Source organism: Paraburkholderia sediminicola (assembly GCF_046030555.1).
Classification (GTDB): domain Bacteria; phylum Pseudomonadota; class Gammaproteobacteria; order Burkholderiales; family Burkholderiaceae; genus Paraburkholderia; species Paraburkholderia sediminicola_E.
This window is the reverse complement of the sequence record NZ_JAQQCH010000027.1, coordinates 13,164-35,759: the sequence shown is the minus strand read 5'-3', so window position 1 is coordinate 35,759 and position 22,596 is coordinate 13,164. Positions and strand designations below refer to the sequence as shown.

The following is a 22,596-nucleotide window of genomic DNA, read 5'->3' as shown; positions in this document are numbered from 1 at the left end:
CGCTCACCCGTTGGCCGGCCTTCATCTGCATTGTTTTGAACGCCTGAAGATGGACAGGAGCAGTCATGAACGAAGCGATGAGTCAGGCCGCCGTGCCTCAGACCCTCACCGAGCAGACTTGTTTCGACATCCGCGAGACGCTGGCCGGAAGGCGCCGCGGCTTGCGCGCGATACTGCCTTTCGTCGGACCCGCGGTTGTGGCCTCGATCGCGTATATGGACCCGGGCAACTTCGCGACCAATATTCAAGCGGGCGCGGGCTACGGCTATACGCTGCTCTGGGTGGTAGCGGTAGCGAATATCGTGGCCATGCTGTTTCAATCTTTGTCCGCCAAACTTGGGCTTGTAACCGGTAACAATCTCGCCGAGTTATGTCGCTCGGCACTCCCGCGCCGTTGCGTGCTTACGATGTGGGGCGTCAGCGAAATCGCGGCAATGGCGACCGATCTGGCGGAATTCGTCGGCGGCGCGATCGGCGTTTCGTTGCTCACCCATCTGCCGATGATGCCGAGTATGCTGATCACCGCGGCCGTCACCTATGGTTTGCTGCAGTTCGAGAAGCGTGGCTTCCGCCCGCTCGAACTGGCAATCGCGGCGCTGATCGGCGTGATCGGGCTGTCGTACCTCGCGGAGTTGCTGATTGCGCCGGTGCACTGGCCGTCGGTCGTCAAGCATACGTTCACGCCGGGCATGCCCGATCGCAATGCGTTGACGATTTCCGTCGGTATCATCGGCGCAACGGTGATGCCGCATGTGCTGTTTCTGCATTCGGGACTCACGCAGAATCGCGTGACGGCTCGCAATGAAGGCGAGCGCGCCAGGTTACTGCGATTTTCGAATATCGAGGTGGTGGTTGCCCTCGGCGTCGCCGGGCTCATCAACATGGCGATGGTGATCATGGCGGCGAGCGCGTTTCATGCCGGTCACGCGGACATCGCCAGCATCGAAACGGCGTGGCGCACGCTCACGCCGCTGCTCGGCGGCGCGGCGGCGGGTCTCTTTCTGGCGGCATTGATTGCGTCCGGGGTGTCGAGTTCGGTGGTCGGCACGATGGCTGGACAGATGATCATGCAGGGCTTTGTCGGCTTTCATATCCCGGTGTGGGCACGGCGGCTCATTACGATGGTGCCGGCCTTCGTCGTGGTTGCCTGCGGGGTGGATGCGACGCGTGCGCTGGTGCTGAGCCAGGTGGTGCTGAGCATCGCGCTGCCGGTGCCGATGATCGCGCTGGTATGGTTCACGTCGCGCGGCGATTTGATGGGCCGCTACCGGAATCGCCGCTCGACGACGATTGCGGCGATGACCGGCACGGTCGTCGTGCTGGCGCTCAATATCGTTCTGCTACTGCAAGTGGCTGGCATGATGTCGTGACCGCCGTTCCACACAATCTCCGGACCGACCCGACTCCCATGCCTCGACGCCTGCTTACCCTGACCGCCACGCTGGCACTCGCCGCGCTCGGCGGCTGTAGCGCCGCTAGCGTGCTCAACGCCGCCGTATCGCCCAAGAGCTTCCAGGCCGAGGCGGCCCTCGCGTACGGCAGCGCGCCGCGCCAGAAACTCGACGTCTACATGCCGACATCAAGCCGTGCGCGGCAAACCGGTTCGCGCGGCCGTCCGATCGTCGTCTTCTTCTATGGCGGCAGTTGGCAGAGCGGCTCGCGCGACAGCTATCTGTTCGTTGGCGCGGCGCTGGCTTCACGCGGGTTTGTGGCCGTGGTGCCCGACTATCGAACATGGCCGGAAACTGCCTTCCCCGGCTTTGTCGACGATGCCGCCGCGGCCGTGCGCTGGGCTCGCGATCACGCGGCCGAGTTCGGCGGCGACCCGTCACGGATCTTTCTGATGGGTCACTCGGCTGGCGCGCATATCGTGATGCTGCTGGCCACGGACGGCCGCTATCTCGCCGCGCAGCAGATGAGCAAGCGCGATTTGAGCGGCGTAATCGGCCTTGCCGGCCCGTATGATTTTCTGCCGCTGAAGGACGCGACGCTTGAAGAGATTTTCCCGCCCGCATTGCGCGCTGCGAGTCAGCCGATCAATTTCGTCGAAGGCGACGAACCGCCGATGTTCCTCGCCGCGGGCAAGCGCGATACGACAGTCGATCCGGGCAATACCGACCGGCTCGCGGCAAAACTGCGCGCCGCCGGCGATACCGTTGAAGTAAAGCACTATCCGCGAATTGGGCACGCGCTACTGGCCGGCGCCTTTGCCGGACCCTTGCGCGGCTTTGCGCCGGTCCTCGACGATACGAGCGCGTTTATCGATGCACAGGTGAGCCGCGAGGCCCAGCGCGATGGTGACGCACAATCGTTGCCCGCATCTTCCGATACGCCGGGCAACGTCTACCAGATGCGGCGGCGCACGAAAGCGGAAACGGTGCCGTGCGCGGGCGCTTCGTCAACATCGGCGTTGAACGTGAACGCCGATTGTCAGAAGCAGAGCACGCTCGGCCACAACGATTGAACACAGACGAGGCGCAACGCAGGCCCTGCACACACTGCAACGCCATGCCAGACAATTGCTGCGCCAGGTCAGCGCGCGTGTCGCAGCACGCCTTACTGCGTCACGCCAAGCAACTGTTTGCGCAAAGTAGGCGCGCGCGTCGACGGATCGAGCCAGATGCCGAAGAATGCCCGCGCGAAGGCGGGATCGTCGAATTCGCCGGTCATACGGTCGCCAGCATAAAAGCGCACGCCCTTATCCGGCAAATAGACCGCGCTTAACTGGTCACCGGGGCCGACGTCGACGAACGCCTGCATCATATCCGCGCGCCAGCGCTCCAACGTATCGGCCGGAATCGGCGCGCTCGCAAGACGCTTGATCTCGTGCATACCCGTGTCGACGAATCGCTCGCGCTTGACGCCACGCGCGTAAGTAATGTGCAGCGCGAAGCGTTCGTCATAATCGACGGGTACGCGTTCGCTCCACATCTGCGCGCGGTAGAGCGTGAAGCCGAGCACGCTGAAATCACCCTCGCCCACGAGTTTCGCGGACTGCACGTCGCCGCTCCAATCGGCACAGGCGGCAGTCGCCCACAGCACCAGCACGAGAGCCGCGAGCACACGCATATCAGTCCGCCGACGCAAGCACGAACTGCATCACGTCCGTGCGTCCTTCGTCGAAGCCGGCTTCGCAGTACGCCAGATACAGCCGCCACGTCCGCACGAAAATCTCATCGAAACCTTGCGTATGGATCGTATCGATCTGTGCCTCGAACCCACTGCGCCAGCGGCGCAGTGTCTCGGCGTAGTCGCGGCCGAACGCCAACGACGTGCGCGCCGCGAGCTTGCCACGCCGTGCCGCTTCGATGAAACGCTGCGGACTCGGCAACATGCCACCCGGGAAAATGAATTCGCGGATGAAGTCACTCGTTGCGCGATACGCGGCGAAGTGTGAGTCGTCGATCGTGATGGTTTGCACGAGCGCGCGTGCGCCAGGCCGCAGACGTTCGCGCAAAATGCGGAAGTACGTCGGCCAGAATTTTTCACCCACGGCTTCGAACATTTCAATCGATACGATGCCGTCGTACTGGCCGGTCAGCGTACGATAGTCGCGCAATTCAAGGTGCACCCTGTCGCTCAAACCTGCTTCGCTCACGCGTTTCTGGGCGAATTCGAGCTGCGCCGGCGAGATCGTTACGCCGTGTACATGGATGCCCTGGCGCGCTGCGTGCATCGCAAAACCGCCCCAGCCGCAACCGATTTCCAGAATGCGCATGCCTTCGCACAAACCCAGCGTATCGATGATGCGTTGGTATTTCGCATGCTGCGCGTCTTCGAGCGATTGATAGAAATTGCCGTCGAACACCGCACTCGAATACGTAAATGTCGGGTCCAGCCACTGCGCGTAAAAGGCGTTGCCGATGTCGTAATGCGCGTGAATATTGCGGCGGCTGCCCGAACGCGTATTGGGCCTCAGCTTATGACGCAATCCATACCAGAGTTGTGCGAGCCAGCCGCCGTAGACGGTGCGTTGCAGTGCGCGTTCGTTGCGGATTGCGACGCGCAACAATGCGGCCAGATCGGGCGTATCGACCCAGAACGAGCGCCATGCATCGGCGAAACCGATATCGCCTTTACGCAGAATCGCGCCGCACGCACGCCAGTCGCGCAACTCCAGACGCGCGCCCGGCGCCGCGTGCGGATCGCCGAACACGCGCTGCTGACCGTCAGGCGTGATCAGCACCAGATGCCCAACCTGAATCCGTTCGAGCAGAGAGAGGAACAGACGGCCCGACGCGGGGATGGTTCGGTGCCCGCTCAGGGTTCTTGAAAGCGCCATGGCTGAATCTCCTCAATCGGACGAAATGGGGCGCGCAGCAGCGGACGGCTGGCCGGCGGCGGTGTGGTCGGTGGGCGCGTCGGCCGCGCGGCCCGGCACGGGGTTTTTGCCGTAGAACGGCGCTTTTTTTATGGCGAGGCGCAACGCCTGCCAATAAATTCTTGCGACGACACCGACGGTCAACAATGGCTGACGGATCAGCGCAGTGAGCGCCGTCGAACGCGTTAAGGGCTTTAAGCGACCGCTCAAAGCCGTGCGGATCAGCAAACCGTCAGCGTCCTGGTAATTGATCGAGACCGACGCATGGTTCGGCGTCTCTCTGACACAAAATTCGTAGCTCCCCTCGACACGGCAAAACGGCGACACGTGCAGCACTTTGCGGCATTTGAGTTCCGTTTCGGCCGTGATGGGCGCGTTGCCCGCAGCGCTCAGCAGATAACTGTGTCGATCGCCGAAGGTATTGCGCACCTCGGCCAGCAGCGCACGCAAATGGCCATCGCGGTCGTGGCAAAACCAGAAACTGACCGGATTGAACGCATAACCGAACACACGCGGAAATGCTTGCAACCAGACCTTGCCGTCCGCTTCTTCAATACCCGCCGCTGATAGTTGTGCGCGCATCCATGTGGCAAGATCGCTGCCGTCGCGCGGGCCGTGGTCGCGTGGGTGAAAGCTAAGCGGACGCCAGCGGTCGATGCCGAACCAGCCGCTATCGAGCGACGCGAGACGATCCAGGTCGCAGCGCACGTAGAACACCGGATACGTGAATCGATGAGGCTTCGGCCGCAGACGCTCGTGCATCACCTGGCCCGTCAATAGCCAGGCAGCCGGATCGACGGTGAGGCGCGCGGAATTCATAGCGCGGCCCATGCCGGCGACGCGTCGAAATCGGCGGCCACGCGCAGTGCCGATTTCAGACCGTCTTCGTGGAAACCGTAACCCGTCCATGCGCCCGCGAACCAGGTGCGATGCCTGCCTTGCAGCGACGGCAGGCGGTGCTGCGCGTCGATGGCGGCCAGATCGAACAGTGGATGGTCGTATACGAAGCGGCGCAGTTCGGTACCCGGCGCCGGCTGTGTCACCGGGTTGAGCGTCACGACGAGCGGCGTCTTGAACGGCAGTGGCTGCAGCTGGTTCACCAGATAGCTGACACACACCGGATGCGTGCCGTCCACGCCGCGGCTCCCCAGATAATTCCATGCCGACCACACGCGCTGACGACGCGGCAGCAGATTCGTATCCGTATGCAGCACGGCGACATTCGGCTGGTAGCGCACGGCGCTCAGCACGCTGCGCTCGTGCTGATCCGCGTCATTGCCCAGCAGGCGCAGCGAGGTCGGCGCGTGAGTCGCGAGCACCAGCGCGTCGAAGCGCTCCGAGCCCTTGTCCGTGAACACATCGACGCCATCGGCATCGCGCCGCACGCCTTGCACTGCAGTACCGATGCGAACATCGTCGAGCGCGCCGACAATGCGGCGTACGTATTCGCGCCCTCCTCCGACGACCGTCTTCCACTGCGGCCGGCGGTTCACCTGAAGCAGCGCGTGGTTCAGACAGAAGCGCAGGAATGTGGTGGCCGGGAAGGCGAGAATATCGGCGGTCGCGCTCGACCAGATCGCTGCGGCCATCGGCAGCAGGTAGTGGCGCTGGAACGCGCCGCCGTAGCCGCCGGCCGTGAGCAGTTCGCCCATCGACGCGCGCGTTGCTGTCGCGAGCTCGAGATTGCTTTGCGCGCTGCCGTTGAAACGCATGATGTCGCGCAGCATGCCGATAAAGGTCGGTGAGAACAGGTTGCGACGTTGCGCGAACACCGTGTTCAGGCTGGTGCCGGCCCACTCGAGGCGGCCTTCGTCGAACGAGACCGAGAAGGTCATTTCGCTCGGGTGCGACTCGACGCCCAGTTCAGCGAAGAGCGCGATCAGGTTCGGATAGGTGCGGTCGTTGAAAACGAGGAAGCCAGTGTCGACGGGGTGCGTGTGGCCCTCGAGGGTGACATCCACGGTATTGGTGTGACCGCCCGCGTAGCCGGCCGATTCGAACAGCGTGACCTGATGGTTGCGCGTCAGCAGATAGGCACTGGCTAAACCCGAGATACCGGCGCCGATGACCGCGACCCGCGAGCCGCGCGGTAGGGCTGAGGTCGGTGCGGGATGGGTCACGGGCGCGTCTCCTGGTCTCGGGGACACGCGCTCGGTTAACAGGGTGTGGCGGGGCTTGCGCGTCCTTGAGGGGATTTACGCAGCGGGGGATGAAATGGATGCAAATCTGGCGGATTTTGCGTGGCACCCACGCGTGCCCGGCCCGGCAAGACAGCGGCACCGACATACACGGCGACTCCGCGTTGCCGGTCAGGGATTTTTGTTCCTGCCGGGCCGCGAGGGCCCGGCAGAAAAATCTACCGCGTCAGCGCACGGGAATGATCAGATGCTGACCGATCAGGATGAGGTTGGGGTTTGGAAGGTTATTGCGCTTCTGCACCTCCACAAATCGCGCTCCGCTTCCCAATTGACTCGCGGCAATGGCATTCAGCGTGTCGCCTGAACGGACCACGTAGGTCTTCTCGCCGCCGGTCGCCGCAGTGGTGAGCACCTGGTCGCTGATGAAGTATTTACGCAACAGGTCCAGATACGCCGGCGACTGCTTGACCTTCGCAATCGCGGAGTTCAGGTAGATCAGGAGCGCGCTGTCTTCCTTGCGTACGCCGATTTTGTACGCGAGGTTGGAGCCGTCCAGCTTCGTGACCGCGAACGTCAGGTCGGTGCCCTTGATCTCCGATACGCCAAACGGATAGTCGTAGACGATAGCGTCGACCTGATGATCGTCGAGGAAGTGCGACATCCAGGACCGTTGCCCCTCAATGCTCGCATCCGACAGTTCGACGATTTTGCTATTCGGGAACGCTTTCTGGACAAACGCTTTCACATCCGGGTCGCCCTGCAGCACGCCGACCGTTTTACCTGCGAGGTCGTCTGCGGAGCGGACCGGCGAACCCTTGGGAACGATCAACGAATAGCCGAAGTCCTCCACGTAGGGAATCGAATAGACCACGCCGCTCGGGGTGTTGTCGGGGAACGTCAGGCCGTCCATGGCGACGTCGACGACGGCGTTGCCTTGCTTGTCGGTTTTCGTCAGTTGATCCGGGACGGCCGGATACGTGTCCACGCCGTGATGCGTATCGACGGCGATGGTCGAATGGTCGCCCGAGGTAAATTCCTTCTGTGCGAACAGCAGATTGGCGAAATCGACGTTGAAGCCTTGCGGCTTGCCGTTGTCTTCCGAGTAAAACGGCCGCGAGGGGTTCTCGACGCTGACCCGCACGACGCCGTTGCTCAAGATCGACTTCAGCGTGTCCTTGTTGGCCACGAAGCCGTCCGGGTTGCTTGGGGCCGGCGTTTTGACATCCGCGCTGCTGCTGTTGCCGGTGTCTATCCCGTTCACCGCGGCGGTGTCCTTGTCAGCGCTCTGGCCGTAATTAAGGGTTTTGAAGCCGCCTTCGTGGATATACCAACCGGCAGCCAGCAAGATCAGGAAAAGAATCGAACCCAGAATTTTCTTCATTATTTTTCGATCGAGTTGAGTAGTCGAGCAGCATGCGCCTGATTATTTGGGTGCCGCGGGCGAGCCGAGTTGCTGGGCGGGCGGATTATTGACCGCGCCCATTTCAGTGGCGGCGGCCTTGGCTTGCTGCACTTCCGCACTTTCCATCAGCGACGTTTCCATTTCTGAAAATGCCTTGTTCACCGAGTTCATCACGGAGTCGAGCGCGGCATCCGTTTTGATTTGCGCGAATGTGTCGCTGGATTGCATGCCGGCGATCTTGTTCATGCGTTGTGCGGATTGCGACATATCCCATAGGGCTTTGGCGCGATCGATTGCGTCGGAAAATCGCTTGAGTTCGTCTTGCACCTGCTTATAGCGCCCCTCGCGAAACGCGAGCAGTTTTCTCATCGTTGCGAGTTGAGTCTCAAAACGCTCGGCGTCTTCGGGATATTGCTTTTTGAACTGCGCGGTTTTGTCTTCGAAGTTTTTCACTTCGGTGCGAAAATCTGTGATGCTCTTCTTGAACCGCTCCGCGCCTTCCTGCTTTTCGGCCAGTTCGTTGTAGAGCGTTTCGATCGGGTTCGACTTCGCTTCGTTCACGAACATCTTGACCTTCTGGTTCGCGAACTTCATGGCCAGGACGGGACCGAAGTTGATCGCCGCAAGCCCGATCACCGCCGCAAGGATCAGGCCGACCAGCCCCTTGACCAGCAGGATCGCGAGCGGCGCACCGATGGCGATGCACAGCCCGATAATCGACCACTTGATGACTTTATATTTGGTGCTGCTCGTGGTCGTGTCAACGACCGAATTGCCAACTGACATGTGAATCCCCTTTTGAAGCTTGTTTTACAAAAACTGATTTTGCAAACTGTTCGGGACATCGTTGTGGCTATGCGTTTTCGGTCTGGTTTTTCAGGCTGACGCGAAAACGCTGTATGACTTTACAGGCACTCAGGCGGCGGGGGAAGTGTGTCTTATTTTTGTGGGTAGTACGCGGGGAATGAGTATGCGAATTGCCACGGCAGTAGGCGCTGGCGCGGCTCAAATTTATGCCGGCATTTTATCTGACAAATTTATAACAATATTATTTCTAATCGCTTTCAATTGATTAATTCAACGCTCTGGCGAAGGCATTGCCGGAAAATCCGTGCTCGAACGAAGGATTTGCTTAATAGCCATTGGCATTACGTGTCATAACTCTCAGGACCTGCACACCGTCGAATCGCTGCGCAGGGCACTTCGTGTGTATCGCGGTAATGAAGCGTAAGTTCGCAGCCGCAGCGAAAACCTCAATGCCCAGCTCTTTTCGTGGGCAGAAACGAAAACAGGCCCCGAAGGGCCTGTTTTCTAAATTTGGCGGAAAGGGTGAGATTCGAACTCACGGTACCCCTAAAGGTACACTGGATTTCGAGTCCAGCGCATTCGACCACTCTGCCACCTTTCCGGGTCTTCCAACTCACAACAACGAGATTGCTTGGTTGCTGATGAATCAGATCCAAGCGGGTCGTTGCTTGGGAGAGAAAGATTATAGAACAGCTGAATCCAATTTCCAAGCCCCTCCTCGAGAAAATTTCGACGGGACCCGGCAATCGGTAGCGGCATCAGCCATGCATCAGCGGCACATCAATCAAGCCGCCGGCACTTCCAGCCGTTCCACCCCACCGAGGTAGGGACGCAGCGCCGCCGGCACCGTGACCGACCCGTCAGCGTTCTGGAAATTCTCCAGCACAGCCACAAGCGTGCGGCCGACCGCCAGCCCCGAACCGTTCAGCGTATGCACCAGCTCCGGCTTGCCTTGCGCATTGCGGAAGCGCGCCTGCATCCGGCGAGCCTGGAACGACTCCGTATTCGAGCAGCTCGAAATCTCGCGATACGTATTCTGCGCAGGCACCCACACTTCAAGGTCATACGTCTTCGCCGCCGAGAAACCCATATCACCCGTGCACAACGTAATCACGCGGTACGGCAATTCAAGCTTCTGCAGAATCGCCTCGGCATGGCCGACCATCTGCTCCAGCGCGTCATACGATGCTTCCGGCGCGACGATCTGCACCATCTCGACCTTGTCGAACTGATGCTGACGGATCAGACCACGCGTATCGCGGCCATACGAGCCCGCTTCCGAGCGGAAGCACGGCGAATGCGCGGTCAGTTTGATCGGCAACGTGTCCGCTTCGACAATGCTGTCGCGCACCGTATTCGTCAACGAAATTTCCGACGTCGAAATCAGATACTGCGTGACCGTATTCTCATCACCGCCCTTCTCGACGCGGAACATATCGTCGGCGAATTTCGGCAATTGGCCGGTGCCGTACAGAATCTCCGGATTCACGATGTACGGCGTGTACACCTCGGTATAGCCGTGGTGCAGCGTGTGCGTGTCGATCATGAACTGCGCCAGCGCGCGATGCAGCCGCGCAATCTGTCCGCGCAGCATCGTGAAACGCGCGCCCGACAGTTTCGCGCCAGTCTCGAAGTCAAGGCCGAGCGGCGTACCGACGTCGACGTGATCCTTCACTTCGAAATCGAACTGGCGCGGCGTACCCCAGCGACGTACTTCGACGTTCTGGGTTTCGTCCTTACCCATCGGCACGCTTTCGTGCGGCAGGTTCGGCACGCCGAGCAGCAGGTCGGACAGACGCTTCTGGATATCGTCCAGCCTGGCCGCCGACGCCTTCATCTCGTCGCCGATACCGCCCACTTCGGCCATCAGCGCCGACGTGTCCTCCCCCCTCCCCTTCATCCCGCCGATCTGCTTCGACAGGGTATTGCGGCGCGCCTGCATCTCTTCGGTACGGGTCTGGGTGTCGCGGCGTTCCGCTTCGAGCGCGGTAAAAGCCGCCACGTCGAGGGTATAGCCGCGGTCGGCGAGGCGTTTGGCGACGCCGTCGAGGTCTTTGCGCAGCAGCTGGATGTCGAGCATGGGATGGGGCGGGTGTTCGTTATATGAAGCTGGGATTTTAGCGCACCGGCGCGGGCGGCCGGTGCGCTAGATGGTCAAGGCGTGCGGAATGGCGACACGGGCCGTGAAACGGCATAGAAGCACACGCAGCGACGTTCAGCCCTTTTTAGGCTTGTTCTCGCTGCGCCACTGCGCGTCAAGCTCAGCCAGACGCGCCATCTTGTCGCCAATCTTGCCCTCGAGACCGCGCGGCGTCGGCTCGTACCAATGCGGGTCGCGAATGGTGTCCGGCAGATAGGTCTCGCCGGCCGCGTAGGCATCGGGTTCGTCGTGTGCGTAGCGGTATTCGTGACCGTAGCCGAGTTCCTTCATCAGCTTGGTCGGCGCGTTACGCAGATGCACCGGCACGCCGCGCGACTGGTCCTTGCTGACGAACCGCCGTGCCTCGTTGTACGCGTTGTACCCGGCGTTCGACTTCGGCGCGACGGCCAGATAGATGATCGCCTGCGCCAGCGCCAATTCGCCCTCGGGCGTGCCGAGGCGCTCGTAGGTTTCGGCGGCGTCGAGCGCGATACGCGCCGCGCGCGGGTCGGCGAGGCCGATGTCCTCCCATGCCATGCGCACGATGCGTCGTGCGAGATAACGCGGGTCCGCGCCGCCGTCGAGCATGCGGCAGAACCAGTACAGCGCGCCGTCCGGGCTGCTGCCGCGCACCGATTTATGCAGCGCGCTGATCTGGTCGTAGAATGCGTCGCCGCCTTTGTCAAAGCGGCGCAGATTCTCGGCGAGCGCGCTGCCGAGCAAGGCGCCGTCGATTTCGGTGCTCTTCTGCTGGGCCGCCGCGCGCGCGACGATTTCCAGATTGTTCAGCAGCTTGCGGCCGTCGCCGTCGGCGGAGCCGATCAGGGCGTCGCGGGCTTCGTCGGTGAACGTGAGGCCGCCGAGCTCTTTCTGCGCACGGTCGAGCAGTTCGCACTGCTCTTCGTCGGTAAGGCTCTTCAGCACGTAGACAGCGGCTCGCGAGAGCAACGCGCTATTGACCTCGAACGACGGATTTTCGGTCGTCGCGCCGACAAACACGAACAGGCCCGACTCGACATGCGGCAAGAACGCGTCCTGCTGGCTCTTGTTGAAGCGATGCACTTCGTCGACGAACACCAGCGTCTGGTGGCCGTTCGCGCGATGAATCTGCGCGGTCTCGACGGCTTCGCGGATATCCTTCACGCCCGACAGCACTGCGGACAACGCGATGAACTCGGCGTGAAACGCGTCGGCCATGAGCCGCGCGAGCGTGGTTTTGCCGACGCCGGGCGGACCCCAGAGGATCATCGAGTGGGCTTCGCCGGATTCGAACGCGACCCGCAACGGCTTGTTCTGGCCGAGCAGGTGCTTCTGGCCGATCACCTCGTCGATATTGCGGGGCCGCAGGCGTTCGGCGAGCGGAACATTGGCACGGGTTTCTTCAAACATGACGTTTTGGGGATAATCTCGGCTTTTCCGGACGCGGTCCGTGTGAAGGCGGCGTGCTGCCGGTGAGCAAAGCCGGCACGCAGGGCTGCGGGCAACACCTTGCATTATGACAGTGACGGCGCCTGGGCGATGGGCGCGCGCTGTGCAGGAGAGATTCGGGCAGCACGGTTCGAGCAAGATCATCAGCGATGAACAACGCAAAAAGCGCCCAAATCAGCAGGCTAACGAGACCGATAACCGAGCAGATCGCTCAGCTGGCAAAATCGCACGCCAATGGACGCGCCGATTAGCCCGTAATCTCGCCGACAGCCTGACGAGCTAACATCGCGCGCGGATTGGCCGGCAACACCGGCTCGCACACGAAGATATAAGCAACACCAACAGGGACAAGATTAGATGGCACAAGATCCACTCGTCGGCGACGCCGGCACCACCTACGCACCGCTCACGCCGGTGCCCGACGCGCGCCGCGCGTTCCGCACCGGCGACGCTTTCGCGCTCTGGTTCTCGCTCGGCATCGGCCTCCTGGTCGCTCAGGCGGGCGCGCTGCTGGTGCCCGGGCTGTCGTTGCCGCATGCGTTGCTGGCGATCGTGATCGGCAGCGTGATCGGCGTCGTATTGCTGGCGCTGGCCGGCGTGATCGGCACGGACACGGGTCTCGCGGCCATGTCGTCGCTGCGGCCGACGCTCGGTGTGCGTGGCGCCTCGGTGCCGGCGGTGCTGAACGCGGTGCAACTGGTCGGCTGGGGCTCGTTCGAAGTGATCGTGATGCGCGATTCCGCCGATGCGCTCGCCAAGCAGGCCTTCGGTTTCTCGATGCCGCTGATCTGGACCGTGATTTTTGGTTTGCTCGCAACGCTGCTGGCCATCAGCGGCCCGCTGTCGTTCGTGCGGCGTTTTCTGCGTACGTGGGGTATCTGGCTGCTGCTGGCGGGCGCGGCGTGGCTCTCGTGGAATCTATTGGCCAAGCATGATCTCGCCGCGCTGATGCGCCGTCCTGGGACCGGCGAGATGTCGTTCGGCGGCGCCATCGATCTGGTGGTCGCGATGCCGCTCTCGTGGCTGCCGCTGATCGCCGACTACACGCGTTTCGGCCGACGCCCCGGCGAGACCTTCCGCGGTACGTTGCTCGGTTATGGCATTGCGAATATCTGGTTCTACGCGCTCGGCGCGATCTACGGCCTCGCGGCAGGCGGTGGCGATGCGCTGCTGACCGGCGCATTGGCTCAAGCAGGCGGCGGCCTCGCTCTACTGCTGATCCTGATCGACGAAGTGGACAACGCATTCGCCGACATCCACTCGGCAGCGGTCTCGACCGGCACGTTCTGGACGCGCGGCAGCGTGCCGTTGTTGTCGGCGGCGTTTGGCGCGCTGTGCACGGCGATCGCCTTGCTTGTACCGATGGCGAAGTATCAGAACTTCCTGCTTCTGATCGGCTCAGTGTTCGCGCCGCTGTTCGGCGTGGTGCTGGTAGATCACTTCATCGTACGCAAGCGCCGCATTGAAGCCGCCGTGCTCGGCGATGTGCGCGGCCGTTACGGCTTCTCCGGCGGCTGGCATCTGAGCGCGTTCGCGTCGTGGGCAATCGGGATTGTGTCGTACCAGGCAATCAATCAATGGCTGCCGGATCTAGGCGCTACGCTGCCCGCGCTGGTGATCGGCGCGGTGTGTTATCTGGCGCTGGTATCGGCTCGGAAGACTGCGTACGCTTGAGTCGCGCAAACATCGTCGCAATACAAAAAAGGCCTGCGTTCGCAGGCCTTTTCTCTTCATGCGTCATCAAACTTCATCAGTCCAACTCGCCGCTCAACTCGCAATTCAACCGGCAGTTCAACGCCTGGAAGCCCGATACTCGACGCCTGGCAACACGCACAGCAATTCGAACGCGAGATTTGCGCCAAGCAATGCGGTCGTGCCGAACGGATCGTACGGTGGCGCCACTTCAACCAGATCGCACCCGACGATGTTCAGCCCATGTGAGCCGCGAATGATTTCCAGCGCCTGCGGCACCGTCAACCCGGCGATTTCCGGCGTGCCCGTACCCGGCGCGAAGGCCGGATCGATACCGTCGATATCGAACGTGATGTACACCGGACCGTCACCCATGCGTTCACGCACGCGCGCCATCAGCGGCGCGAGCGACTGGTTCCAGCACGCCTCGGCCTGCACGACTTCAAAGCCCTGATCGCGGCACCAGTCGAAATCTTCAGCCGCGTAACCCGTGCCGCGCAAACCGATCTGCACGACGCGGTCGCAATCGAGCAAGCCCTCTTCCACCGCGCGACGGAACGGCGTGCCGTGCGCGATCTTCTCGCCCATCATCGTGTCGTTGACGTCAGCATGCGCGTCCACGTGAATCAGGCCAACCTTGCCGTGCTTGCGATGAATCGCGCGCAGGATCGGCAGCGCGATCGTGTGGTCGCCACCGAGGGTGATCGGCTTGCAGTTGTGCTGGAGGATTTCGTCGTAGGCGGTTTCGATACGCTTGATCGAATCGTGCAGGTTGTACGGATTGATCGCAACGTCGCCGAGATCGGCCACGCGCAGCGAATCGAACGGCGCGGCACGTGTGGCCATGTTGTACGGGCGCAGCAGCACCGATTCGCTGCGGATCTGGCGTGGCCCAAAGCGCGCGCCGGTGCGGTTCGAGGTGCCGAGATCGAATGGCACGCCGACGAAGCAGGCGTCGAACCCTTCGGCCGAGCCGACGTTCGGCAGCCGCATCATCGTAGCGATGCCGCCGCAGCGGGGCATGGCGTTGCCGGACAACGGTTGCGGCCGTTCACCGGCTTCGGGGGAAATGAAGGAGGAAGTATTCATCGTGTCTCGGCAATGAAAAGGGGGCAGTAAGCAAAATCGTGCAACCGGCCGTGGGGTCAATAAAAAAGCGCACTTTGCCGGGCGAATCTCGATTCTTGAGCAGTTTCCCTCAAGTTAAAATACAAACAGAATAAACTTCACATTGATTGATAGCGATGTATCCTGACGTATGTTCTCCCAACTTACCGATCTCGACCTGCGGCTGATCCGCGTCTTCCTCGCCATTGTCGACGCCGGTGGCGTCTCGCCGGCCCAAGCCACCCTCAACGTCGGCCAGTCGACCATCAGCACGCAACTCGCCACGCTGGAAACACGCCTCGGCTACCGCCTGTGCGAGCGTGGCCGCGGCGGCTTCAGCCTGACCGCGCGCGGCGAGCAATTCATCGACGCGGCTCGTGCCCTGCTGTCCGCGGTCGACACCTTCGGCATGCAGGCGCGCAATGTCGGCCGCAAGCTGGTCGGCACGCTCGATATCGGCATGATCGGCCATACACCGGTGTCGGCAAGCGCGCGTATCAGCGACGCGATCGGCCGGTTTCGCGCGCGCGATCAGTCGGTGCGATTTTCGATTCTGGTGCGCTCGCCGGGCGAACTCGAAGAACTGCTGCTGAATGGCCGGATTCAGATCGGCATCGGCTATTTCTGGCATCGCGTGCCGTCGCTCGAATACACCGAAGTGTTCGCCGAAGATCAGTTCGCTTATTGCGCGAAAGGGCATCCGCTGTTCGCGTCAGCGGGAGAGGTGTCACCCGCCGACGCCGCAGCTCACGAATGGGCGTGGCGCAGTTATCCGCTTCCCGAGGCCGAAAGTTCGACCACGCCGCAGAACGTCACCGCCGTTGCGGACAACATGGAAGCGGTCGCGATGCTGGTGCTGTCGGGACATCATCTCGGCTATTTGCCGGGGCATTTCGCAGCGCCGTTCGTCAAGCAAGGTCTGCTCGCGGCGGTGAATCCGGCACAGATGCGCTATCGCGTGGCGTTTCATATGGTCACGCGGGCGCGGCAGCATCGAACGGATATCGTTGAAGCGTTTATCGACGATATGAAGGCCGCGCATCCGGCGCAGGTGCTGGAAGTGGATGGTTAGCGGTTCTGCGTTGCACACGCCGCCAAAAGAAAAGCCGCGCAATGGATGCGCGGCTTTTTTATTGCATAGGTGAGCTGGGCAGCTTACCCGTTGATCACGTCCGCGCCCTTCGGCACCGTGAACTTGAAGGCATCGGCCGACAGCGGCGGGTTCTTCTGGATGTTCGAGAACGTCAACAGCGTCACGTTGCCGAACACATCGTGCAGCTCCATCGCTTCAAGATTGCCGTCCTTGAAGCCGATACCGACACGCTGAAATTGCGTGTCTTTCGCCTTGGGCGTCAGTTCGAGCCAGTCGATGCCGGCCTTCACACCCGCATCACGCAGCGTGAAGTTCTTGTCCAGATCGTTGCTGCCGAACAGGATCGCCGCCGGGCTCGCGCCGAGCGCGCCGCCGAGACTGCGCACCGTCACCTGGTTCAGATCTTTGTCATACACGTAGAGCTTGTCGCCGTCGGCCTGCAACAGTTGCGCATAGGGCTTCTCGTATTGCCAGATGAACTTGCCGGGACGCGCGAACGTGAACGTGCCGCTCGAGGTCCCCGTCTTGCCAGCGGTGGATAGCACGCCGTTCGTGCCGCTTGCACCCTGCGCCTTGCTTGGCGCGCGCACTTCCTGCTGCACAAACGTGCCGCGCGCGGAATGCACTTGCGCGACGAACGCCTTCAGTTGCTCGGTGCCGCTCGCGAATGCTTGCGACGCGACAAGCATCGATGCACCGATCGCCACACTGCCGACGCCACGTACGATCGTGCGAGCAAGTTGGCCGAAACGGCTGGGTTGAGCACTCTGTCGAGCGTGCTGCTGCGCGAATAGCTGCATGGTGTTTTCTCCCTTGATTGAATTCGTTGAGCGGTCACGGCGGCGGGCGTTGAGGGCAGCGGCCGGGTGACCGTGGCGGCTGGCTTGAACCGCAAAGCCAAGGGGCGAACCCCAAGCCTTTGACAAACAGCTTAAGCAAGAAGCCTTAAACGGGACTTATGCGCAAAACTTACGCACGGGGCTTATACGCTGTGCTTTGCAGCCGGCCCGGCGGAATAGCCTGATGGATGGCCTATTCCGCTTCCCGCGCCGGCGCAAGAATCTCGCGATTGCCGTTCGACGACATCGACGACACCACGCCCGAGTTCTCCATCTGCTCAAGCAAACGCGCCGCCCGGTTATAGCCGATGCGCAAATGCCGCTGCACAAGCGAGATCGACGCACGGCGGTTCTTCAGCACCACGTCGACCGCCTGGTCGTATAACGGATCCGCCTCACCGTCGCCCGAGCCGGTTCCGCCTGCGCCCGCGGAGCCTTCGTCACCCTCGCCTGTTACGCCGCCTTCGAGGATGCCCTCGATATAGTTCGGCTCGCCCTGCTCCTTGAGTTTGTCGACGACGCGATGCACTTCCTCATCCGACACGAACGCGCCGTGCACACGCATCGGCAAGCCGCTGCCCGGCGGCAAGTACAGCATGTCGCCCATGCCAAGCAGCGATTCCGCGCCCTGCTGGTCAAGAATGGTGCGCGAGTCGATCTTCGACGACACCTGGAAAGCCATACGCGTTGGCACGTTAGCCTTGATGAGGCCGGTAATCACGTCGACCGACGGACGCTGCGTAGCCAGAATCAGATGGATGCCGGCCGCGCGCGCCTTCTGCGCAATCCGCGCGATCAGCTCTTCGACCTTCTTGCCGACGACCATCATCAGGTCAGCCAATTCGTCGATTACGACGACGATGTTCGGCAGGCGCGACAGCGGTTCCGGATCGTCCGGCGTCAGGCTGAACGGATTCGGCAGCTTCTCTTCGCGCTTGGTGGCTTCGTCGATCTTGTTGTTGTAGCCGGCGAGGTTACGCACGCCGAGCTTGCTCATCAGCTTGTAGCGGCGCTCCATTTCGGCGACTGCCCAATTGAGCGCATGGCCCGCCTGGCGCATATCCGTCACCACCGGACACAGCAGATGCGGAATGCCTTCGTAGACGCTCATTTCGAGCATCTTCGGATCGATCAGGATCATGCGGACCTGCTCAGCGCTCGCCTTGTAGAGCAGCGACAGGATCATCGCGTTGATACCCACCGACTTACCCGAGCCTGTTGTACCGGCCACCAGCAAGTGCGGCATTTTTGCGAGATCGGCACACACCGGCTTGCCGCCGATGTCCTTGCCGAGGCCCATGGTGAGCGGCGAAGCCGCGTCCGCATAGACTGCCGAGCCGAGAATCTCCGAGAGACTCACCGTCTGGCGGCGCTGGTTCGGCAGCTCCAGCGCCATGAAATTCTTGCCCGGAATCGTTTCGACCACACGAATCGACACCAGCGACAACGAACGCGCCAGATCTTTCGCCAGACCGACAATCTGGCTGCCCTTCACGCCGGTAGCCGGCTCGATTTCGTAACGCGTGACAACCGGCCCTGGATAGGCGGCGACCACGCTCACTTCGACGCCGAAGTCCTTGAGCTTTTTCTCGATCAGACGCGAGGTGAATTCGAGCGTATCGGCGGAAATGGTTTCCTGCGCGACCGGCGCCACGTCGAGCAGCGAGATCGGCGGCAAGGTGGAGTCGCCCGGCAAGTCCGTGAACAGCGGCACCTGCCGCTCTTTCTCGACGCGCTCAGATTTGGCGGGCGTGGCGAGCGGCGGCACGATCATGACCGGCTCATGTTCCTCGATCCGCACGCGGCCCTTTTCGACCTTGCCTTCGCGCTTCACGGCGGCGGCTTCGCCTAATTTACGGTCGCGGCCGGCCTCGCGGCGCAGCTTCGCGAACGTGACCGCCGAAATGATCGATTCACCGACCTTTTCCGACACCGACAGCCACGAAAAACGGAAATACAGCGACAAACCAATGGCCAGCACGATCAGCAGCGCCAAGGTGCCGCCCGTGAAGCCCAGTGCATGCGACACCCCGCGCGCGACCGCTTCGCCGATCACGCCGCCCGGCGCACGCGGCAACGGCACTTTCAGCGACCACATGCGCAGCGCTTCGATACCGTCGCAAGCGAGCAACACCAGCATGAACGCGAATGCGTCCGCGAGCCAGCCGGCGTCACGCGGCGCATCGTCCTGCAGTTCCTCGTGACGGGTAATACGGCGGTAATTGGCGGAGATATGGCGGCCGAGCAGCACGATCCACCAGTAGGCGGAGAGGCCGAACAGCAGCAGCAGGATGTCGGACGTCCACGCGCCGACACGGCCCGCCCAGTTGGCGATGCGATCGACCTGCGCAGCGTGCGTCCAGCTCGGATCGTGCCGGCTGTAGCTGACGAGCGCCATGAGCAGGAACACGCCGAGCGCGACCTGCAAGATCCAGCGGATTTCGGTGAAAAGGCGCGACATGCGGTGCGGCAATGCCTGCGCGCTCGCGGAATAGGGAGCTTTTGCCATTGATCCTGTTGCTTGTGTGGCCGATTTGCTGCCAGAGTCGCGGCCGAAGCGGCGCCTAAGGCGGCTCCGGACCCGGTCCCGGCGGCCGGGTCCATCGATGCGGCCTATTGTAAACGCAGTGCCTCACGCAAGGCTGTAAATGACGGTAACTTAGCCGATTGGCCTCACGAAAGGCGGCCTGCACCCGCGGCAACGCTATCGCCGCGATCGGAAAGCTTCATGGAGCAGGCCGGCGTGCCGCCCTTTATAATGCCGCTCTGATACCCATCTATAGTTTCAGCTCAAGTCGCGCGGCCTCGCATGGGCGAGCCGGGCGCCGTAAAAGGATTTCGATCATGCCCGCAACTTCCACGAAACACGCCAAAGTTCTGATTCTCGGTTCAGGCCCCGCCGGCTACACGGCAGCGGTCTACGCGGCGCGCGCCAACCTGTCGCCGGTGCTCGTCACGGGTCTCGCCCAGGGCGGCCAGCTGATGACCACGACCGACGTCGAAAACTGGCCGGCGGACGGCAACGGCGTGCAAGGCCCGGAGTTGATGCAGCGCTTCCTGGAGCACGCCGAGCGCTTCAACACCGAAATCATTTTCGACCACATTCATACGGCCAAGCTGGATGAGAAGCCGATCCGCCTGATAGGCGACTCGGGCGAATATACCTGCGACTCGCTGATCATTTCGACCGGCGCATCGGCTCAGTACCTCGGTCTGCCGTCCGAAGAAGCGTTCATGGGTAAAGGCGTGTCGGCTTGCGCCACCTGCGACGGCTTCTTCTACAAACAACAACATGTGGCCGTGATCGGCGGCGGCAATACCGCAGTCGAGGAAGCCCTCTATCTTTCCGGCATCGCCAGGAAGGTGACGGTGATCCATCGCCGCGACAAGTTCCGCGCCGAGCCGATCCTGATCGACCGTCTGCTGGCGAAGGAAAAGGAAGGCCTGGTCGAGATCAAGTGGAACAGCACGCTCGACGAAGTGACCGGCGACCAATCCGGCGTGACCGGCCTGCGTATCAAGAACACGAAAAGCGGCGATACCACGGACATCGCGCTGCAAGGCATCTTCGTCGCGATCGGCCACAAGCCGAACACGGACATTTTCGAAGGCCAACTGGAGATGAAGAACGGCTACATCATCACCAAGGGCGGTCTGAACGGTTTCGCCACGGCAACCAGCGTGGCAGGCGTGTTCGCGGCGGGCGACGTGCAGGACCACGTCTATCGTCAGGCGATCACCAGCGCGGGCACGGGTTGTATGGCCGCGCTCGACGCACAGCGCTACCTGGAAACCATCGAAGAGATCGGCGAGCACGTAATGAGCGCTGAAGCCGCGCGCTGATCTGCAACACCAGGCGCGACGGTAAAATGGCGGCTGGGCATGGCCCGGCCGTCCGCTTTGAAGAAGGCCGCGGCTGAGAAGCTGGCGGCCTTTTTTGCATCGTGGCTGCGTCGTGGCTGCGTCATGTTTGCACGGCCTCTGCGTCGTATTTACGTCGTTCCGGCGGCAGGCTGGCCTCGTTCCAGCGCCCTTGCGTGTACGCTTGCCCAGCCCGGCGGCCAGGCATTGCGATGCGCCGTGGCACGTTTGGGCGCCACCACCCGCGTCGCGCGATCGATCTACCTTTCTGCGTGTATTACCGATATGCCGAAGAACCAGCCCCACCCCAGCGAACCGAAGCGCGCCCGTGCCGTTGCCAGGCCGGCGCCTGAGGCGGCCCCGCCTGAGCCGGCCGCGCCTGTCGTCAAACCGAAGATCGAGCCGGCTGCTGGATTAGCCGGCCTCGGCGCGTTGCGCGATGCGTTAAAGGGCGACACGCAACGGCGTGAACGCGAACGCGCGGCTGCAGTGGCAGCGCAGCGCGAAGCCTCGGCGGACGCCGATCTGTTTCGCCGCGAAATCGGCGCGGTTGCGCCACTCGCGGTCCCGCCGCGCGCCACCTTGCCGCGCAATCCCCCGCCGCCGCTGCCGGTGCAAACCCAACTCGACGAAGAAGCCGTGCTGCACGAAGCGATCTCCGATGAGTTCGATCCCGAGATCCTGCTGGAAACAGACGAAACGCTCTCCTATTGCCGACCCGGCGTGAGCCAGGAAGTCGTACGAAAACTGCGGCGTGGCGATTGGATCGTGCAAGCGCAAATCGATCTGCACGGCATGCGTCGTGAGGAAGCGCGCGAGGCGCTGGCCGAGTTCATTCGTGAATCGGTGAAGCGTGGCCTGCGGTGTTTGCGCGTCATTCACGGCAAGGGCCTCGGCTCGATCGGTAAAGAACCTGTATTGAAGGGCAAAGTGCGCGCGTGGCTCGTGCAGAAGTCCGAGGTGATCGCCTTCTGCCAGGCACGTCCGCATGACGGCGGCGCGGGGGCGGTGGTCGTGCTGTTGCAGCCCGGCGCATTGCCGGCGCACTCCAACTCCTGACGGAGTCCCGGTGATCCATCCGAGGCTGACGCTAGCGCTGACCATCATGGAGGCACTGGCTATTTTCGCGTATGCGATTTCCGGTTTTATCGAAGCGAGAACCCGACGGCTCGACGCCGTGGGGACCTTCCTCGTGGCGATCGCGACGGCCTTCGGCGGCGGTACATTACGCGACGTGCTGCTCGAGCGGCGGCCTTTCTACTGGGTCGAGCATCAGGCCTATCTGATCGCGATCTTCGTGATGTCGTTATTCGCACCGACCCTATTGAAGATGGCGTCGCGCCTGCTCTCCGAGCGGGTCCTGCTGGTGGCCGATGCGGTAGGGCTGGGCCTGTTCAGCATTTCAGGCACTTCGATCGCACACGACGCGCAGATGCCGTGGTTCACGTCGGTGATGATGGGGGTGTTGACAGGCGTATTCGGCGGTGTGATTCGCGACGTGCTGTGCAATGAAGTACCGCTGATTTTGCGCGATTCGCGGCCGTATGCAACCTGCGCTTTTGTGGGATGCTGGCTGTACGTGCTGCTGGATTACATGAACGTCGATACGGTTTATAGCGTGTTGATTGCCACCGCTTTTATCCTGCTCGCGAGACTGGTGACGTTCAGGCTCAACGTCCGGCTGCCTCATTGAGCTTGATTCACTGAGCTTGATTCATCGAGCTCGATTCACCAAACTTGATTCACTGAGCTTGCCTCCCTAAGCTCG

18 protein-coding genes and 1 tRNA gene are annotated in these 22,596 nt (G+C 62.0%); 7 read left to right on the top strand and 12 right to left on the bottom strand.

Going from position 1 to position 22,596, the window contains the following annotated elements:
- The first annotated feature begins 65 nt into the window (after nucleotides 1-65).
- Together PQQ52_RS29080 and PQQ52_RS29075 are read left to right on the top strand one after the other, a co-directional pair.
- Nucleotides 66-1,370, top strand: coding sequence for an Nramp family divalent metal transporter (locus tag PQQ52_RS29080; protein WP_408219205.1), 1,305 nt, complete (start codon nucleotides 66-68; stop codon nucleotides 1,368-1,370).
- Nucleotides 1,371-1,408: 38 nt separating this feature from the next.
- Complete coding sequence (locus PQQ52_RS29075) at nucleotides 1,409-2,464, top strand: alpha/beta hydrolase (RefSeq protein ID WP_408219202.1); 1,056 nt, start codon at nucleotides 1,409-1,411, stop codon at nucleotides 2,462-2,464.
- Nucleotides 2,465-2,556: 92 nt separating this feature from the next.
- Here PQQ52_RS29075 and PQQ52_RS29070 read toward each other — a convergent pair whose 3' ends face one another.
- The 9 genes from PQQ52_RS29070 to PQQ52_RS29030 form a co-directional block, all read right to left on the bottom strand.
- Nucleotides 2,557-3,069 (bottom strand): chalcone isomerase family protein, encoded by a 513-nt coding sequence (locus PQQ52_RS29070; protein WP_408219199.1) that lies wholly within the window; start codon nucleotides 3,067-3,069, stop codon nucleotides 2,557-2,559.
- Between the two features lies 1 nt (nucleotide 3,070).
- A complete protein-coding gene (locus PQQ52_RS29065) occupies nucleotides 3,071-4,282 on the bottom strand; it encodes a class I SAM-dependent methyltransferase (RefSeq protein WP_408219196.1) in 1,212 nt (403 codons plus the stop codon).
- Between the two features lie 12 nt (nucleotides 4,283-4,294).
- Entirely contained in the window at nucleotides 4,295-5,140 is an 846-nt protein-coding gene (locus PQQ52_RS29060; RefSeq protein WP_408219193.1) for a DUF1365 domain-containing protein, read from the bottom strand.
- Complete coding sequence (locus PQQ52_RS29055) at nucleotides 5,137-6,441, bottom strand: NAD(P)/FAD-dependent oxidoreductase (RefSeq protein ID WP_408219190.1); 1,305 nt, start codon at nucleotides 6,439-6,441, stop codon at nucleotides 5,137-5,139. The genes PQQ52_RS29060 and PQQ52_RS29055 overlap by 4 nt, the downstream gene beginning before the upstream one ends.
- Nucleotides 6,442-6,685: 244 nt before the next feature.
- Nucleotides 6,686-7,840, bottom strand: coding sequence for a transporter substrate-binding and LysM peptidoglycan-binding domain-containing protein (locus PQQ52_RS29050; RefSeq protein WP_408219187.1), 1,155 nt, complete (start codon nucleotides 7,838-7,840; stop codon nucleotides 6,686-6,688).
- Nucleotides 7,841-7,882: 42 nt separating this feature from the next.
- Nucleotides 7,883-8,647: a hypothetical protein gene (locus tag PQQ52_RS29045; protein WP_408219184.1), complete on the bottom strand. Its 765-nt coding sequence runs from the start codon at nucleotides 8,645-8,647 to the stop codon at nucleotides 7,883-7,885.
- Between the two features lie 532 nt (nucleotides 8,648-9,179).
- A tRNA-Ser gene (locus PQQ52_RS29040) sits at nucleotides 9,180-9,269 on the bottom strand.
- 183 nt (nucleotides 9,270-9,452) lie between these two features.
- Nucleotides 9,453-10,748: a serine--tRNA ligase gene (serS, locus tag PQQ52_RS29035; protein ID WP_408219181.1), complete on the bottom strand. Its 1,296-nt coding sequence runs from the start codon at nucleotides 10,746-10,748 to the stop codon at nucleotides 9,453-9,455.
- Between the two features lie 135 nt (nucleotides 10,749-10,883).
- Nucleotides 10,884-12,197, bottom strand: coding sequence for a replication-associated recombination protein A (locus PQQ52_RS29030; RefSeq protein ID WP_408219178.1), 1,314 nt, complete (start codon nucleotides 12,195-12,197; stop codon nucleotides 10,884-10,886).
- 396 nt (nucleotides 12,198-12,593) lie between these two features.
- Here PQQ52_RS29030 and cytX point away from each other — a divergent pair, with 396 nt between their 5' ends.
- Nucleotides 12,594-13,910 (top strand): putative hydroxymethylpyrimidine transporter CytX, encoded by a 1,317-nt coding sequence (gene cytX / locus PQQ52_RS29025; RefSeq protein ID WP_408219175.1) that lies wholly within the window; start codon nucleotides 12,594-12,596, stop codon nucleotides 13,908-13,910.
- A 117-nt stretch (nucleotides 13,911-14,027) separates the two neighbouring features.
- On the opposite strand, the gene speB is transcribed toward cytX, so the two are convergent.
- Nucleotides 14,028-15,017 (bottom strand): agmatinase, encoded by a 990-nt coding sequence (speB, locus tag PQQ52_RS29020; protein ID WP_408219174.1) that lies wholly within the window; start codon nucleotides 15,015-15,017, stop codon nucleotides 14,028-14,030.
- Nucleotides 15,018-15,186: 169 nt separating this feature from the next.
- Between speB and PQQ52_RS29015 the strand changes: the two genes are divergently transcribed.
- Entirely contained in the window at nucleotides 15,187-16,107 is a 921-nt protein-coding gene (locus PQQ52_RS29015; RefSeq protein WP_408219171.1) for a LysR family transcriptional regulator, read from the top strand.
- 83 nt (nucleotides 16,108-16,190) lie between these two features.
- Here the strand turns inward: PQQ52_RS29015 and lolA are convergent, their stop codons facing one another.
- Nucleotides 16,191-16,928, bottom strand: a complete 738-nt coding sequence (gene lolA, locus PQQ52_RS29010) for an outer membrane lipoprotein chaperone LolA (protein ID WP_408219169.1) — start codon at nucleotides 16,926-16,928, stop codon at nucleotides 16,191-16,193.
- Between the two features lie 232 nt (nucleotides 16,929-17,160).
- On the bottom strand, nucleotides 17,161-19,476 hold the full coding sequence (locus PQQ52_RS29005) for a DNA translocase FtsK (RefSeq protein ID WP_408219166.1): 2,316 nt from the start codon (nucleotides 19,474-19,476) through the stop codon (nucleotides 17,161-17,163).
- 335 nt (nucleotides 19,477-19,811) lie between these two features.
- Between PQQ52_RS29005 and trxB the strand changes: the two genes are divergently transcribed.
- From trxB to PQQ52_RS28990, 3 genes are all read left to right on the top strand, one after another.
- Nucleotides 19,812-20,810 carry a thioredoxin-disulfide reductase gene (trxB, locus tag PQQ52_RS29000; protein ID WP_408219163.1) on the top strand — a complete coding sequence of 333 codons (999 nt, stop codon included), beginning with the start codon at nucleotides 19,812-19,814 and terminating at the stop codon, nucleotides 20,808-20,810.
- A gap of 303 nt (nucleotides 20,811-21,113) precedes the next feature.
- Nucleotides 21,114-21,887, top strand: a complete 774-nt coding sequence (locus tag PQQ52_RS28995; RefSeq protein WP_408219326.1) for a Smr/MutS family protein — start codon at nucleotides 21,114-21,116, stop codon at nucleotides 21,885-21,887.
- Nucleotides 21,888-21,900: 13 nt separating this feature from the next.
- Nucleotides 21,901-22,521 (top strand): trimeric intracellular cation channel family protein, encoded by a 621-nt coding sequence (locus PQQ52_RS28990; protein WP_408219323.1) that lies wholly within the window; start codon nucleotides 21,901-21,903, stop codon nucleotides 22,519-22,521.
- Nucleotides 22,522-22,596 lie beyond the last annotated feature (75 nt).